The sequence below is a fragment of the uncultured Dokdonia sp. genome, assembly GCF_947492815.1.
Classification (GTDB): Bacteria; Bacteroidota; Bacteroidia; order Flavobacteriales; family Flavobacteriaceae; genus Dokdonia.
On record NZ_CANLOB010000012.1, the window covers coordinates 18988 to 36423 of the forward strand.

The window sequence follows — 17436 nt, forward strand, 5'->3', positions numbered from 1 at the left end:
TGATTAAATTATTACATTTTCTATGTGTTCAGCTATCCAAATCTGGATATTTTAAAATTACATGTAGTATATTGCATATAGAAATTGATTCATCAGGTTTATTAAATATTGACAAATGAATCAACTTTAATTTAACAATTTAAGCGCAAAAACAAATGATAGATTCTATTGACAACAAGCTTTTAGCTATTTTAAAAGAGAATTCACGATTATCTTTTGCAGATTTAGGTAGGAAAATAAATTTATCTCCTTCGGCGGTTCGTGAGCGAATTCAAAAAATGGAAGATAATGAGGTGATTGAAAAGTATAGCATAGAGATAAATCAACGAAAACTAGGGTACGACATTGAAGCTTTTATTCTTCTTAAGGTATTTCAAGGACAATTAAAACATGTTATTCAACAAGTAGCAATACTGCCAGAAGTAGTTGAAGCACATAGAATTACGGGAAGTCAAAATATTCATTTAAAAGTACTTCTTAAAAGTCAGCTTGATCTTCAAAAATTAATAGATAAATTAATGGTTTTTGGGGATACGAATACCTTTCTAATCCTTTCTAAAATATAGTATACCTTCCTATTTACTATCGGTTGCATTTTTAGCATCCTAATTATATACTTTGGTACCTTATTATTAAATAGCGGTTACACGCTTTCGCGAAAGCGTATAAAAAAGACAATAGAAAAGCATAAAAAAAGCTAGTCTATTAAAACTAGCTTTTATACTTATTATAATTTGTGGTGCTTATTCAATAATAAGTTTAGATGTATAATTACTACTATCATTTATGATATTTATAATATATACACCTCTAGATAAATCTGTAGCATTTACAGATACCCTACCCTGAAGTGTGGCAGGTTTATTATACACTTCTCTACCGTTCATATCGTAAATACGGATTTGACCTTCTCCAAATGTACCAGCTACATTCACAGTAATTTCACCATTTGAAGGATTAGGGAATATGCTAAATACAGTGTCTAAATCATTTTCATTGACACTTAATAAATCTTCGCAACTCTCAATAACATCACTAGGAAGATCGAAAGCCTCCGTTTGATCAAATCTGTTATTAGAACTTCCTTGTTCAGCACTAAAGCCAACACCACGTGTAGCAAATACGTTCCATATCGTACAAGTTGCAAAATCTTTCTCGTCTTCAGGAATTATTGTATTCATTTCGACAGCGGCAAGAATACCATCTCTACCGTCTACAAAACCAGGACTACAAGATTGTAACTTTAATCCATCTACTACTAATTGAAGAGCGATATTATTTCCTCCTGTTCCATTATAAAAATCTTCATCAAAACCATACTCATCTATAAAAGCCCAAGTCATATCCCAAAGAATTGTTGCCCAAACAGTTCCTATTCCATGAGGCTGAGATATATTTGGATTATTTACGTCATCGTATGTTAATGAGTTTACAGAAAAGTCAGTACTATATTGTGCAGGTCTAATTCCTTGTCCATCTATAGGTTGTCCGATAGCGTATGTTCCAATACCCCTTCCTTGTTCAGCGGTATCTGCTGAGGTCATAGTAAGTATCAATCCAATATAATCAGACCATCCTTCTCCCATCTGCTCTGCATTTTGCAAGCATCCTACATTATTACCTCCTCCCGTTAATCTATTAGAAAGTCCGTGACCATATTCATGAGCGATAATTCCATTATCTACACTTCCATCTAACATAAAAGGACCTCCATTCATTAAAGAAACATTAATAGTCTCTCCCCCTTCCAATGCTGCAATGATAGCTTCTCCATCAGACTGACTTACCATGATACTAGGAATTGACACTTGATCTCCAACGGTACCTGGTCCCATAGTGATAGGATCTCCCGCATCATTATTTACCATTATAACAGCAATAGCTCCTTCGTTTTCTGCAGCTAATATCTTTACTCCAAATTCACATTCACCTCTTCTTATAACAACAACCTTCCCATCTAAATCCGTTCCATTTATAATAGTATCACAAGCATCTAAAGGATCTGTAGAGTTTCCTGCATCGTCATCTTGCACTAAAGAGAGATCTCCAACTAGCGGTGTATCTTCTGGTAATGAATCTCCAAAATTTGCAGGTATACCTATGTAAGATCCATCAAGAGAACCTCCATTTATTGTAAGTGATTCCCCAGGAGGTCCTGAAGCATTCCATAGAAACATTTGCATTCTTGGATTTACACCATCTGGTGGTGTTCCAAAAAAAGCATTATTTAACCCTCCTCCATCTTGAGATTCTGCATTCACGGAATCACTTTGTCCTCCTCCGTTTCCATAATTATTTTCTTGAAAATTTCCACTTTCTTCATCAAAACCATATTGATACAATACATCATGTAGTACGTTATTCCAATAAAACAGGTTAGTAGTAACCGCATCCAAATTGTTTATAGGTGATGTATTAAAGTTATATTCAAAATTAAAACTTAATTCTGAACCTCCATCAGGAGAACTCCCTGGTGAATTAGAATCATTAATATCATCATATGCATATACATTATTTCCTCTAGTGATGGTAAATTCGGCACCTTCTGCGCCGTTTGTATCATGCCATCCAAAAGGAGATGCTGTTAAATTTTGAGGGTCTGTAACTAGTACTTCACCTCCATGATTAGGACTCTCTAAAGGAAATGGAAATACGTTATACTGTTCTCCTGCTAAAAGTTCTCTGGAAGTGATTTCTTCTTGAAAACTAACATTCGAAACTTCTATTTTATTAGGAAATGATGATACTTCATGTCCATGAGCTTCAAAAGTACAATTTGCTACCCAGTCATGTTGTTGAAGAAGTTCCCCATTAAGTGCATCTATACGTACGCTATACCAATGCCTAGCATCTGTAGTATGAATACTAATATCCCAAGCGAGTTTGATCTCATTACTCTCAGTAGGTTGATATACCAATTTCACTGGGACTTTTTCTAAAGATACACCACCTTGTGTTAAAATAAATTCTTGTGAAGAAATGGTTTGATCTACTGAAAAATTAGCATTCCCCAGACCTAAAGAAGTTGCTGCATTAGAAGCTGCTTGAATAGGCAACAATACTGGAGAAACTACATTTACTCTAGAGGAGATATCACTTTGTAAGTTATTTGCCACATGAATGATAGTACCATTCCTAAAAGCGACATTTACAACACTATTAAAAATTTCGATGTTATTTATTTTTTGGATAGCATACACATGAGTTGTATTGCTTTTCTTACTAAATACTTCATTTTGGACAGTTAATCCTGAAATATCTTGATCCGTAATTCCGAAGACACTTTTATTGGTCTCTAAGTGATTTTTGATAAGTATACCATAGTCTTGTGCACTTAGGGAAGAAGTAAAAGCAACAACAAATACAACAAGTAATAGTTTGTAGGATTTTAACATATTATTTATATTTTAAATTAAAGATAAAAATACTTCCTCATGTGTTGTTACTGAAATCGAATCGGTTGTTTTTCGATCATATTTCAGAAGAAAAATGTATTTAGGTTCTAAAAAAAAAACGAATATAATGTTACACCTTTTAGTCATCTATTACTTAACAATGGATTAGTGAATAATTAAGTAACCTGTTGTGCATTCTGAATAGATTTCTTGATTTCCTCCTCCCTAAATGGTGAATCGGAGAAATCTTCATTACTTTTCTTTAGGATTTGAGGTAAATAATAGAGATTGATAGGATAATATCAATTGTTTTGTCTAAATACACAACGAGTTGAGTAATATGCCATTACTATTGATGTGATAATAGATAGTGTATCAACATGCAAGTTTGTGAATTTTCCTATGAAAATTATATCTCAAAAAACCATTAACCCTTTGTGCACTTAGATGTTCGTTACTCTCATCCCCTTGTGAAATTTTAATCTCAATCTTGAAGGAATAACAAAAAAATTGTCAGTATTCCTTTTAAGATTTTGGAAAATTCAATAAAATCACTCAAAATGAATAACAGATACTACTGCTAATATTGACACGTTTACAGTATACGCTTTCGCGAAAGCGTATAAAAAATATTCAAAAAACATATACATGCGTTATTTTAAAAGGTAACTGCATTAATTATCATCAAAAATACCCGTATAAATACCTATAAAAATCATTCTTAAAAAAAGTATTTTCGATTCATAACCAGTTTATTATGAAAGAAAATAACAATGGGCCTGAAATCTTATTAGAAATTTCGGCATACCTAACTGGCTTTGAAAAAGCCGATCTACTAGGTACTGGAATGTTAGACCCATACTACAGGTATACTGTAAATCAGTATGTAAATGCAGACGATTCAAGTACCCTACAGTCCTTTTTAATGGAATCTAAAGACATCGTAGACACCTTTGGTCCTGATGAAGATGCTGTTATCAGTGCCGTTAAATCTCGCTTTTTGCCTTACTCAAAATTCAACACACTCGTTACTCAAATAGTCACTATGTGGTACACAGGAGAGTGGAATGGGAATATCATTTCTATAGATGGGTATACCAAAGGGCAAGCATATGTGCAAGGTCTTATTTGGGATGCCGCCGAGACACATCCTCCAGGTGCAAAACAACCCGGATATGGTTCATGGGCAAAAGAACCAATTAACTCAAAAGGAAACATAAAATAATTGCTATGAAAGAAAAAGAATACGACGTAGTCATCGTAGGGTCAGGAATTTCTGGAGCTATCATGGCAAAGACATTGACGCAAGCAGGTAAAAGTGTACTTATCCTGGAAGCTGGGCTTACCGCAGGAGCATCCATGAAAAGTAATGGAGCTTATTACAATTATATGACTTATATGGAAACGTTTTTTAACGCTTCCGCGAAAGTTCCTAACTCTCCATATCCAAATTTAAAAGATGCTCCGTCTATAGATGTGATCAATATAGAAACCATCCCTAGCCCTACAGAACCTAGTACAAAAGGAGACTATTTGGTACAAGCGGGGCCATTACCATTTGGAAGTGATAACTGGCGAGGACCTGGAGGAACGACCATGCACTGGTTAGGAACAACCCCTAGAATGTTACCTAATGATTTTCAAATGAAAACTAAATACGGTGTAGGTGTTGATTGGCCATTTACTTACGATGATCTAAAACCCTACTATGAAATGGCAGAACTAGAAATAGGTGTTTCGGGTAGTGTTAAAGAACAAAAAGGTCCTGGTGTTACTAAAAACTATTATGGAAACTATGAGTTTCCAATGGAGAAAATACCACAAAGTTATCTCGATCAAGTCTTTATGAAAGAGATGAAAAAAGGGGGTGATTCTGTCGTAAAACTAAATGGTAAAAAATATAAAATAGAATTTGTAAGCACCCCACAAGGTCGAAATTCTATTCCTTGTCCTGAATATCAATACAGTGACATTAAATGGGATAGAAGAAGAAAAAAATTAGTACTAGAAAAAAGCACGCCTACAAATAGGTATCAACAAGCAGGCGCTATTTGGAGCCCTAATGTTGGTTTACGTTGTGAAGGAAATGCAAGTTGTGTTCCTATCTGTCCAGTACAAGCAAAGTACAATGCTTTAAAAACACTACGGAAAGCTGTTGGCGATCATCTAGATATTAAAACACAGGCCGTAGCTTCAAAAGTACTCGTCGATAAAAAAGGTGAAAAAGTAACAGGTATAGAATATAAAACCTTTGATACAGGCGATGATGTTGTATATAACACATATGTTGCCAAAGGAAAAATATATGTTTTAGGAGCTAGTGCTATAGAAAATGCTAAGATCTTATTGGCTTCTGGTATTGCAAATTCGAGTGATCAAGTAGGTCGTAATCTGATGGATCATTGGGTACTACTCACTTGGGGATTAATGCCTAAAAAATCATATCCATATCGAGGACCTGGATCTACAACGAATATCCCTACTTTTAGAGATGGGGCTTTTAGAAAAAACCATGCCGCGTGGATTTCTCCAGTAGACAATTGGGGATGGGCTTGGCCCGTATTCTCTCCTGGGTCAGACTTAAGTAACGCACTGAGTCAAAATATGCTTGGTAAAGAATTGAAAAATCACTTAAATGATGTCCTTACTAGACAAGTACTGCTACATTTTGAGTGCGAGCAAATTCCAGATCCTGAGAATAGAGTAACAATTGATGAAAAATACAAAGATCCTATAGGTAACTATCGCCCTATCGTTCATTATCATACCAATGAGTATATGAATAAATCATTGGAAGCTGCTGTAAAGGTATCAGATCAAATCTTTAAAGAAGCTAACATTGAAGACCATACGAGCTATAGTCAAGATCTTGATCCTGACTATGTAGAATATAATGGAAAAGGGTATAATTTCTGGGGTGCTGGACATATTGTAGGAACGCATAGAATGGGAACAAAACCTGATAATTCTGTAGTTAATCCAGATCAGCGTACATGGGATCATGACAATTTATATTTGATAGGATGTGGTAATATGCCAACATTAGGGACTTCAAACCCTACCCTTACCATGTCTGCATTAACTTTTAAGGCTGCAGAAGCTATTCTTAAACACTTAGATAAAAAATAATCATGAGCAATTCATATCAACATAATAATAATCCAAGACGTCAACAACTTAATAGTCGTCTTAAACATAAGCAACAACAGGAAGAGGAGGCTAAAAAATCCCCTAAAACAATGCTTAGAGGTGCTGCAGCACCCGCAACAACTAAAAAAACAGCAACATTAGAAGATTTGAAAGAAAACCTTCAAACTGCCATGGAGCTAGAACATTCGACCATTCCTCCATATTTATGTGCTTTATATTCTATCAAAGAAGGAAAGAATTTAATGGCAGCAGAAATTGTAAAAAGTGTTGTTATTGAAGAAATGTTACACATGGTCATGGTGGCAAATTTGATCAACTCCATTGGAGGAAGTCCTATTATTGGAAAAGTAAAAGGCAAACCTTTTATACCATCATATCCTACGAGATTGCCTGGTAATGTAGATAAAGACCTTATCATTAACTTAACATCGCTCACCAAAGAACAAGTACGTGTGTTTTGTAAAATAGAACATCCAGGCGATGAAGAACGTGAAGTTAAAGTACAGTTACGTGTAAATAGCGGAGAGATAGAATACCACTCGATAGGTGCTTTTTATGAGGCCGTGATGGAACAAATAGAAACATTAGAAGCCGAAGCCCAGAAGAAAGGGAAAACTATTTTTACAGGAAAAACCCAACAAGTAACGCCAGAGCACTATTATGGTGCTGGAGGAAGTATCATCAACGTACATAGTATAGAAGATGCAAGAGCTGTAATAGATGAAATTGTAGATCAAGGTGAAGGAAGCTTTGGGTCTATTTTTGCTGAGCCTTATGGAGAAGGTCAAGAAGAATACCTATGGTTTGGCGCAGATGTAGAAGAATATGCACATTACTTCCGATTTAAAGAAGTACAATATGGTCGTTTTTACAAACCGACAGATTCTGCTCATAGAGATAGTCCAAATGGAGGACTTCCTACTGGTGAAGAAATAGATATTGATTGGGATGATGTTTATCTGATGAATGATAATCCAAAAATGGAAGACTATCCAAAAGATTCTGAAGTATATCAAAAAATGTATGATTTCAATAAAACGTATTGTAATCTCCTCGATAATCTTGATAAAGGATGTAATGGAAAACCAGAGGTTTTACGAGAAGGGATTATGATCATGTTTGATATGAAATACAAAGCGCAAGAGCTCATGAAAATTCCAGGTAAAAATGGACTTGCCGCTGGGCCTAGTTTTGAATATATAGATTAACCTGTTGTGCATTTTGAATAATTTCATCGATTTTTCTCTCTACTCTAAAGGGAAGATCTCCGAAATTTTAGTGCTTCCTTTAGGACGGAGTTAAAACACTAAAAAATTCACTAGAAAACTAAAGAGATAAACATCTAAATGCACAGCGAGTCAGATTAATAATACATTCTATCTATACTAATAAATACTGTGTTGCTTGAGTATAATGTCTCTAACACAGCGAATGTCATTTCTAGCGCAGTCGAGAACTACTCTCTAAATATCGAATGCGTTTGAACGGACAAAACAACTTTAATTTTTATATACCATAAACACTATGATATCTGTCACCGCCATTTGGACTATTTGTAAAGGGAAAGAAAAAGAAGCTATTCCTGCAATAGAAGCACTTGCTTCCAAAGTACAAGCTTCAGAACCTGGTACACTTTTATATCTTCCACAAGCTATTAATACCAAAGGGTATAGTAATCCAATACCAAATCCCAATGATATTGTTTTTGTAGAAATGTATAAAGATCAAGCTGCATTTGATTATCATTTATATGGTCCCAACGGGCAAAGTGACCCGAGTGGTACTTTTGTTGATTTTGTTCAGAAATATGGTCATCTTTTTGAATGGGATACTACTTCAGATATGCCAAAAATGGTAGTTACTGCGTTGAACCCTTTTACTGGGTTTGTAAGGGAAGAGATGGGGTTTCCGTGTAAATAAGGAATAGGTTTTATACGCTTTAGCGCTACGCTCTCCCTGGTCGTAAATTCGCTTTCGCGAAAGCGTATAAGGAAAGAATGTTATAACTAAATGCTCTTATTTAAATTGATATAGAAAGGAATTCATTTTATCACAAACCAATAAATTTTTATTTGAAATCATTCAAACAACTTATAAATAAAAAATACAGCGACTCCTAATTCAAAAAGAAAGAACATTACAAAACCAAAGTTCAATTTTATTTTATTTTTAAATATTCGTAATAACAACCATTGCAAAAATAGCAGAAAAAGTATAAAGAGAATTTTTATTGTCACTCCAAATCTAAATATCCAAAGGTGCAGTAAATAAAAAAGACCTAATAAAACAATAGGTATTCCTAAATAGTTTTTAGTTGTTGGTCGTCTATTATGACTATATCTCATAGGTATTAATCTGAATTAGGGTAATACTCTCAGATAAAATAAAAAAACAAATATTAAATATCATCAAATATTTTAAGATTATTCTTGTATTTATAATGAGACTTCCCTTTAAACCAATCTAAACTGATCCACTTACCTTGATCATCGACTCTATAATCTTTACTATTAAGTAATGGATTTGAAAAGTCATTTTCAGGAACTAAAATTTCAGAAAAAGCGTGACCATTTCCGTTATCATCAAATGCAGCTACAATTCTAGCTTCTAAACCTATTTGTCTTGCAAAAGAAGCCATCAAAATCGCAAAATCATCACAATCACCCGAATAGATTCCTTTATATTTTAAAGAAATAGTAGCTTCAGCAGATCTCCAAGTGTCTTTATTTAAGGAAGGATCAAAAACATAATGCCATTTACTATATACATAGTCATTCATTGCAAATATTTGCTCTAATTGAGAACTAGAAGTTTTAAGATCTATAGTCAATTTGTTTACCTCTCTTAATACTAAACCTTCTACTTGGATAAGTTTACCTTGTGCTGGAGGAATTTTATTATTAATTAGTTCGTTCTTTATTTTATTTTTTTCTTTTGGAGTTACAACGTCATCAATTTCGACAACTTCCGGATCAACATCTTTTTTTATAGTTTCTGGAGTAGGTATTGTTGATTTTTTATTAGCTTCTTTTTTTGCCATTACAGTCGCTATCAATTTTGCTTTTCCAGATTTAGAATTACTTTGACAGGATTGTGTCAATATTAATGTACTAACTACTATAAGTAAGCCAATACTACATATGTTTTTGTAGATTTTACTATTATTTATTTTTTTCATTTTTATTGAAATATTTACCAACTTTGGAGGTTACTTGTATTATAAATCTTTTATTGTTTTGCTCAGTAATAGTATCTCGAGATTGACTAAAATATCCGCTTCCGGCTATAATTATTTCGCATTGATTATTACCAATTTCCCCAAAATCAAAGCCTTCATCTTTCCAAAAATTAAATAATGCTAAAGCTCTATTATAGCTTAATCGATATCCTTTATCTGGATCTCTAATATAATTTTCATTATACCTAGCAGCATTACCTTCAATTATTAATAAATAGTCAACAGATTCATTCACTTTAACAATACTGTCTATTTTATAAAATAATTTTTTACCGGCTAATGCTAATTCTTGTCTTTTTGAGAATGGTATATCGCTGATTTTTGAGCTATTAGGTTTAAAATGCACGTCGATATTCAACTTATATCTTTTATTAATTTCATCAAACGAGTAATATCTTGAATCTAAGTTTTCAATTGCATTTTGAACACTTTCTATTTCTTTTAATTGATCTGCTGCTGCTTGTAATTCGCTCTGTTTTGATTTTACTATAGCAAAAGAAATTATATACAAGATTAGCATAACGAAGAAAAGGCTTGTCATTAAGTCTGCGTAACTAACCCAAAAAAATCCAGCTTTTTTCATTTAGTCTGCTTTTCCTATTTTAGGAATAATTTGTATAATGAATCGTTGGTTTTTTGTTTCATTTTCAAACCGATTATTTCGATCTCTTTTAAACCTTCCAACTCCTCCCCAACCATTACCTGAAATTTGTAAATCAACTAATCCTTTATATCTTTCATCTTCAAAATTAATTCCTAAGTCTTTCCAATACTTCCAAAGATTATATGCTCTTTCATAACTATATATATAATCAACACTCTCATTTGCAATTAGTAATTTAGAGGCATAGCCCGAAATAATAACTATATACGATACATTTTTCATTCGGGGGTCAGATATCTTCTTCTTTGCTAAATCGTCTATAGTTTTTTTTAACTGGACCCCTACTTCTTTAATTTTTTCAGAAGTTTTTACAAATTTTTTTAGACTTGTGTTATTAATTCCTCTTCTTCCTGTATTAAATTCGACATCAAAAGCAAGAGTAAACCGCTTATGTTTTCCTTCGTAGCGAAAAAGTATCGTATCCTTTTTTAAAGGTTCTAGATTTTCTTCTATGGCTTCAATTAATTTTATTTTTTTAGCAGAAACACGTAAAGTATCATTTTCAGTTTTTAAATATCCAATTATGGATTTGGCTTCATCTAGATTTTTTTCAGAAATCGCAAGTTTATCTCTTGTCTCTTTAAGCTCTTTATCAATCTCTGTACTATTTATAATTTGTTTTTTATAAAAAGTAAATGAAACCACATATAGTACCAACATTACAAAAAACAGACTTGTCATTAAATCTGAAAAACCTATCCAAAAGAAATTAGATTTTTTCATTATTATACAACATCAAAATACTTTAGTACCGAATGAATCCCATAAATAATAACTATCGTATATGCTCCAATTTTTAGGATCGTTAATAAACTATTCAAAAATGTTTTTTTCTTTTTATTAAGATAAGTTTCATTTTTGTTAAAAGATCTATTTTCTCCAGTAGTATTCAGTTTAGAAAGTGCTGTCACTAATTCTCTGTTTCCATTTGAAATCACTTTTACTAGTTTTTCTTCAAGACTTCCTAATCTTTCATCAATTGTTTCTAGCTTAAGCAGTTTATCTAAGTTATTAAGTTTTTCAAATTTAGGCCTCGCATTTTCAAAAGCTTCTTCTGTTCTTCGAACTTGATCATCCATAATCTTTGTAAAATTCTCAACAGATTTAGTAAAAGCTCCTGATAATTTAGAATCAAACGAGGATATTAAATTATTGAAAGAATCAAATTGTTTTAATGTTGCATTAGACAATTGACTTACTGCATCTTGAAACACAGAGTCATTTTTCGCAACAGCTATATTAATAGCGTCATTATATCTTTCGAAAGATTGAATATGCTTATTAAAAAAAGTAGTTGCTTGATTGCTTTGAATAATACTATCTTTTATTTCTGTTAAAATAATATTCACATTTTGAGTATTATTTACAAATTGTTTTAAGTTAGATAATAACTCTGTTGTGCTTACCATGGATTTATCTAACTCATTATAATATTTAGCAAAATTTTGAAAAGTTCCCATCATCCCTTCTAAATCCTTAAATATTTTTGAGTTTGCAGTTGATATTCCTTTAACATCAAGATTTGATATATCCTTAATTAAAGTTTGCTCATGAGTTATTGTTTCATTAGACATTTTTACAATATCACTCAATTGTGACACTGAGGTATTAGTAGCTCTTGCAAATACATCAAGTTTATCAGATAGAATTGAAACTTCTGGTAAATTTCCTATGACCATTTTTGGCATTAACTCAGATTGCAATTTTGAAAGAAACTCGCTCTTTTCTTCATCAGCTTCTGTCTGAGCATCTTTGTAAATCTTAATAGAAAATATTGTCGTTATAAGCAGTCCAATCACACTTGCAGACATTGCCCATTTAACTCCATCAATTAATGGTTGAATTGCATCTAAAGCATTATTATCTCCACTAAAACTAACAGAAAATAACCCTACAATTATTCCAATCATTGTAGCTGCTAATCCAAGATATAACGGAGCAGGTATTCTGTTTTCAATTTGGTTTTCTATGGTTTCAGTGTGCTTATTGATTATATCTTTTATTATATGAAAATCAATAGAAGCTCCTTTATTCTTGATTAAATAAACATTAATATATTTCACTATTGTTTCCAACACTTGGCTTTTTGGAGAATATTCGAGATACGTAATACTAATGCTACTTTCTTCTCCTTTATAGGATAGCATTTCATGTATATTCCCTTTATCAAAAACACCTTTTGATATGTTTTTTTCTGTAATTATTGGTAAATCCTCTACATCATAAATTGCTTTGTACATTTTAATTTTATACCATAGTTTATATGCTAAAAACAATTGCAACAAAACAATGACTACTATTATGAGGACTTCTAAATATTTATAATTCATAAAACTTCTATGCTTAAATAAATTTAATTCTAACTTTTTCTGTTACTATCCAATCCTCTCCCTCAAGTTTTATCTTTCCTTTATTAGTAACTATAATTGCTTTTGCATTATTAGAGTAATCATTATCGTAGATGCATGCAGTTTTTAAATATGTATCTGGTGAGTTTAACGCTTTTGATAAATTAGCATCTACTAAAACCGATAATTCACCTGTTTTCATTTGCTTATTAAACTCAATCATATATAGTGAGTTTAATGTTCTGTCTTTACTTGCATCTTCATTTGCAAAAGTCAAATCTTGAAATGGAGAGGGTAAGTAAATTAGATTACTTGATTTATCATGAGATACATCTAGTTCAGTGGCTTTAGAAGACGTTTCCTTTAATGTTATCGATTTAGAAGGTGTATCATTTGTAGAATATTCATTTACTGAAACTAAATTACTCTTCAAAGTTGCAACTTCCATTTTAAGATTTTTCACTTCTCTCTTAAGACTTTGTATATTCCCATTGAGTCTATCTTCTGATATTTTAAGATGATGCACATCATTTTTTAATTTTTCAATTAAAGAATTAAAAGAATCATGATTAGTAATAGTCATATTAGAACCATCATTTCTCATATTTACACCATTTTTTAATTTATTTTTCTTGAAAAAGAATATGAAAATTATAGCTATTATTAATATGCTTAAAACCCAATATAATAGAGATGATGACTCCGAAGTTTTTTTGATTGTATAATCTGTTGAATCTTCAGGTAATGATTCAGTCATAGAATTCTCTATATTACCTTTTTCTATATTATTTTTAGCATTTAGTAACTCTTCATATTTTTTATTTAATACAATTATTGTTTCATTAAAACGTTGTTTAGAATTTTTTTCATCGTATCCTGATGCTTGTATACTCTGAAAATTAAATTCTGAATCTATATTTAACGTATTATAATGATCAAAAACATTTATTTTGGTTCTTGACCAACTTCCATTCGTTAATAATTCGCCTACACTGTCAAGATTTATTACTTTTTCATTTGAAAAATTTTGATATTCATTAACTAACTTTATATAGGTTTGAAATTCGCTTTTATTATTGTTCTTTGTTTCAGGTGTCCATCCTCTTAGATCCTCTATATATGCAATTGTTAACTTAACTACAGCCCATTCTTTTAATTGATTGTAAATTTCTTGTTCTTCTTTATTAGATTGTGCTATTGTTGATACTGTCGGAAGGAAAATCATCCATAGCAATACAACCAATTTTCTCATATCAATTTCCATTTATTTCTTTTGCTAACTCATTAAGCTTACCAATAAGTGGATAAAAGAATAAAGTTTCACTTAAAGCTTCATCATCATCTGAGTCTTTTTTAACTGCATTTAAACCTGCCATAATAAAATCTTCTAGATCAGTGGATTTATGATCATTAAACACTTTCAATGAAGTTGTTGATATTCCGAATTCATCTATAAAATTTAATGATTTATTTAGTTTAATGAATAGTTTATAAAACGTCTCTACATTTTCTATTACACCATTTCTAAACTCACTATCTATATTATTATAACTAACTGCAAAGTCATCTGACTGGGTTCTTTTTTGAACTTTTTTATCATTAAAGTTTCCAATACTAAATTCAACTAATTCTTTATGACTATTAACATCTAGATTTTTATCAATATAAAACCCTCCCTTACAAGTAATTTCTTTTGGATTAGCATTTGCTCTTAAATCAATATTTGATTCATCTGTCTCAAACACTTCATTAAAAATTGCTTCAAAAAGTTTTGTTAATGACCCTAAGTTTCGGTCACTATCTATTATGTTTAATATTTTAGATCCTGTACCGCTAAACAAAATATTGCGAGGAGTTTCCATCCCTTTTATTTTCATCATTTCGGCTATATGGTAAATAATAGACGCATAAAAGAGTAAGAAAATGATTTTAAAATCGCTATCCGTCTTTAGCATCTTTGAAAAATCAATATCAACTTGCTTATCTAATAGACTCTTATTTTTTTTCAGAGAAAAGAGAAAGTTTACTAAATCTGCAGAAGAAGCATTTTCATTATAGATCTTATCCAAAATTGTTAATTCTGATTTCAATTCATTTTGAATAAGCAAGTCTTTAAATAATGGGAAATATTTTTGAACAAAACCATTAGACTTGATATTTCCGTTAAATCCGTCTCCAAAAATTGAATTCCCTGCAAATTTAAAAGAGGTTATTAATTGTGGTTCACCATTAGCATAAATCATTACGTCACTTGTTCCTCCACCAATATCTATTGAAACAGAAGGTTTAGCATGGGCGTGTATTCCTTCATTAGCCTTATAGTAATAAAATGGAGCAATACTTTCAGGGTAGTTAGATAGATTATCTAGGTTTAGATCAAATATTTGCTCAAACTTTTCTTGCCATAAAGTTTTAAAAATTTTCAACCTATGTGTTGTCATTGAAACTGGATAGAACCAAATGATTTTAGTATTGCTTAAATTACCATTATTCATTAATACTTTGTTTTTACAAAGCATCAACAATTCTTCTATATAATGTCCAATTCTTTTTAAATTATCTTCATCATTACTTGCCCATTTTAAATCTGTATATGCTTTTAAATATTTTCTTATAGTATTCTTTTCATAATCAAACCCAATATTTGTGTGAGTGAAAATATTTGTTGGTTTTGAAAAATTAATATTTTGATTTTGAATCAAACAGGTTCGGAAAGGAGCATTTCTCAACTTTCCTTCTCCAAATTGTTTACTTAAAATTTCTTGTGTTAAATGATTTTCCCCATCAAGTATATCTCTAATAGACTGTGATCGCAACTTTGATTCTTCTTGATTTGGCATTAGAAAAGCGATTTGCTCATCACTTTCTGAAATGTCATATGCTTTCTCTGAACCGTGTCCTTGAATTTTATATTCAATATGTGAATTTGTAGTTCCAAAATCAATAGCAAATTCATAATCATCTCCACTACTACCATTATATTCAGACCATTTTGGTATAATAACATTCTGAACCCTTCCAACTTTTATAAATATAATATCAAATTGATCATCAATTATAGATTGTTGCGTTTTAATAGGTTTTTCTGCTCTATAAGATTGATGCTTACATTGAACAGATTTTGTATATTTTGAATGGTAAAAGTCAACTCCTAAAAGTTCATTTTTATTTGGACTAACATCTGCTATTCCTATTGTATATGATATTTTTCTTTCTATACTTTTTACAAACGGATAGACGGATAGCGCAAATGATTTTTCTACTATTGTTCCTGTTTTAGAGTCATTATTAGTAGTACCTGCTGAACTTTTAGGGTAGTATATTTTCTTATACGTAATAAATTCTCTCTTAACGGGAATACTTATCTCAATTTCAACACTTCCTCCGGAAAGATCTTTGATTTTAACTAAGTCATTTTCAATAATATCTTCAATACTGAAATAAGTGAAGAAATTCTCTTTTATCGGTAATAAAAAAAATCTACTTCCTACTGTCAGAAACTTCATATTATCAACTTCATATGGTAATTTAACTATAGAATCTGTTAAGAAGTCATTCATCGTCAAATAAGGATATGCATCTCCTTGATTTGGAAGCGTTCTTTCACTTAATGGTCGTTTATCTTCTGCAGGTACTATAGTATTTATGTCCCAATCATCTTCTGTATATTTATAGCGTAAACTAAATGGTTCTACTGGTAATACTAAAGGTTTGTTTCCTTCTACCTCTTTAATTGTTTTAATTGTAAAATCACTTTGTCTTTCTATTATGAGGGGATTTTTAACAAATTGTTTTACAGGTAAATTATTTATTATTTCTAATGGTTCTCCTGCATTATTATTAAAAAAAACACTATTTAAAGAATTCATATACTCTTCACAATCTAAATTCATCAAAGAGTCATAAAAAGCAGCATCATACGTAGTTAATTTTTCGACAGTTTCAATTAAATACATATTAAACTCTGGAAAATTTTCATTAAAATTATCTACAGTACTTGATAATGCAAATAAGTATTTAATATAATCTTTATCTCTTTTATAAAGTGGTAGTAGTTTCGTGTCAAGCATAATATCTTGACCAAAAATAATTTGCGTATCTCTAGCATTTGGAGCCGCAAAGAATAAAGTTCTAGGAGAAGTTCCTCCTATGACTTTATGTTTATATTTTAAAATGTAAATTTTATCGAATTGGTCAAAATTATATTGCGAATTATCCTGATTTAAAAATAATTCAAGCGTTTTTCCTAAATGTCTTTTTTTTGAATTTCCATTTAATAAAGCTCCTAAACTATTTGTTTTATCCCAAGCTTCCAGTTTCAAATCATCTTTATGCTTATCATAATTAAAAAATATTTGTCCTATATCTAAAGCATCTGAAATCAATTTATGGTTATCTGTAGCAGTACTTACTCCATTACGTTCTAATCCATCTAAATTACCTTCCTCTGCCACTCTTGCAAATGCAGTTCTAACTAAATCAATTCTTGCAAATGGACTAGGTATTGAAGTAGGTAGTTTTTTTCCATCACCACTATCAGTTTGTATACTACTTATTAAATCATTATTTATATTTACAGAAGGAAACCAATCAATATTTGAAGCTCCTGCATTATGGATTCTAAATACTTTTCTTGCCATT

General features: G+C 31.2%; 12 protein-coding genes. 5 read left to right on the forward strand and 7 right to left on the reverse strand.

Annotation, left to right across the window (positions count from 1 at the left end; translation table 11 throughout):
• Positions 1–155 precede the first annotated feature (155 nt).
• Positions 156–566: an Lrp/AsnC family transcriptional regulator gene (locus Q1A01_RS12425; RefSeq protein WP_299681124.1), complete on the forward strand. Its 411-nt coding sequence runs from the start codon at positions 156–158 to the stop codon at positions 564–566.
• A 177-nt stretch (positions 567–743) separates the two neighbouring features.
• Here the strand turns inward: Q1A01_RS12425 and Q1A01_RS12430 are convergent, their stop codons facing one another.
• Positions 744–3395 carry a T9SS-dependent M36 family metallopeptidase gene (locus Q1A01_RS12430; protein WP_299681127.1) on the reverse strand — a complete coding sequence of 884 codons (2652 nt, stop codon included), beginning with the start codon at positions 3393–3395 and terminating at the stop codon, positions 744–746.
• 757 nt (positions 3396–4152) lie between these two features.
• Here Q1A01_RS12430 and Q1A01_RS12435 point away from each other — a divergent pair.
• From Q1A01_RS12435 to Q1A01_RS12450, 4 genes are all read left to right on the forward strand, one after another.
• Positions 4153–4620, forward strand: coding sequence for a hypothetical protein (locus tag Q1A01_RS12435; RefSeq protein WP_299681130.1), 468 nt, complete (start codon positions 4153–4155; stop codon positions 4618–4620).
• 5 nt (positions 4621–4625) lie between these two features.
• Positions 4626–6524, forward strand: a complete 1899-nt coding sequence (locus Q1A01_RS12440) for a GMC family oxidoreductase (RefSeq protein WP_299681133.1) — start codon at positions 4626–4628, stop codon at positions 6522–6524.
• A 2-nt stretch (positions 6525–6526) separates the two neighbouring features.
• Entirely contained in the window at positions 6527–7753 is a 1227-nt protein-coding gene (locus Q1A01_RS12445) for a ferritin-like protein (RefSeq protein WP_299681136.1), read from the forward strand.
• Positions 7754–8069: 316 nt separating this feature from the next.
• Entirely contained in the window at positions 8070–8465 is a 396-nt protein-coding gene (locus Q1A01_RS12450) for an antibiotic biosynthesis monooxygenase (protein WP_299681139.1), read from the forward strand.
• A 478-nt stretch (positions 8466–8943) separates the two neighbouring features.
• Here the strand turns inward: Q1A01_RS12450 and Q1A01_RS12455 are convergent, their stop codons facing one another.
• From Q1A01_RS12455 to Q1A01_RS12480, 6 genes are read right to left on the reverse strand one after another with little or no spacing between them, the layout of a single operon-like run.
• Positions 8944–9723, reverse strand: a complete 780-nt coding sequence (locus Q1A01_RS12455; protein ID WP_299681142.1) for a transglutaminase-like domain-containing protein — start codon at positions 9721–9723, stop codon at positions 8944–8946.
• Positions 9707–10366 (reverse strand): flagellar motor protein MotB, encoded by a 660-nt coding sequence (locus Q1A01_RS12460; protein WP_299681145.1) that lies wholly within the window; start codon positions 10364–10366, stop codon positions 9707–9709. Before Q1A01_RS12460 ends, Q1A01_RS12455 begins: the two co-directional genes overlap by 17 nt.
• Positions 10367–11170, reverse strand: a complete 804-nt coding sequence (locus tag Q1A01_RS12465) for a hypothetical protein (protein WP_299681148.1) — start codon at positions 11168–11170, stop codon at positions 10367–10369.
• 2 nt (positions 11171–11172) lie between these two features.
• On the reverse strand, positions 11173–12777 hold the full coding sequence (locus tag Q1A01_RS12470; protein WP_299681151.1) for a hypothetical protein: 1605 nt from the start codon (positions 12775–12777) through the stop codon (positions 11173–11175).
• Between the two features lie 13 nt (positions 12778–12790).
• Positions 12791–14059 (reverse strand): hypothetical protein, encoded by a 1269-nt coding sequence (locus tag Q1A01_RS12475; protein WP_299681154.1) that lies wholly within the window; start codon positions 14057–14059, stop codon positions 12791–12793.
• Positions 14049–17435 (reverse strand): hypothetical protein, encoded by a 3387-nt coding sequence (locus Q1A01_RS12480; RefSeq protein ID WP_299681156.1) that lies wholly within the window; start codon positions 17433–17435, stop codon positions 14049–14051. The genes Q1A01_RS12475 and Q1A01_RS12480 overlap by 11 nt, the downstream gene beginning before the upstream one ends.
• Between the last annotated feature and the right edge of the window lies 1 nt (position 17436).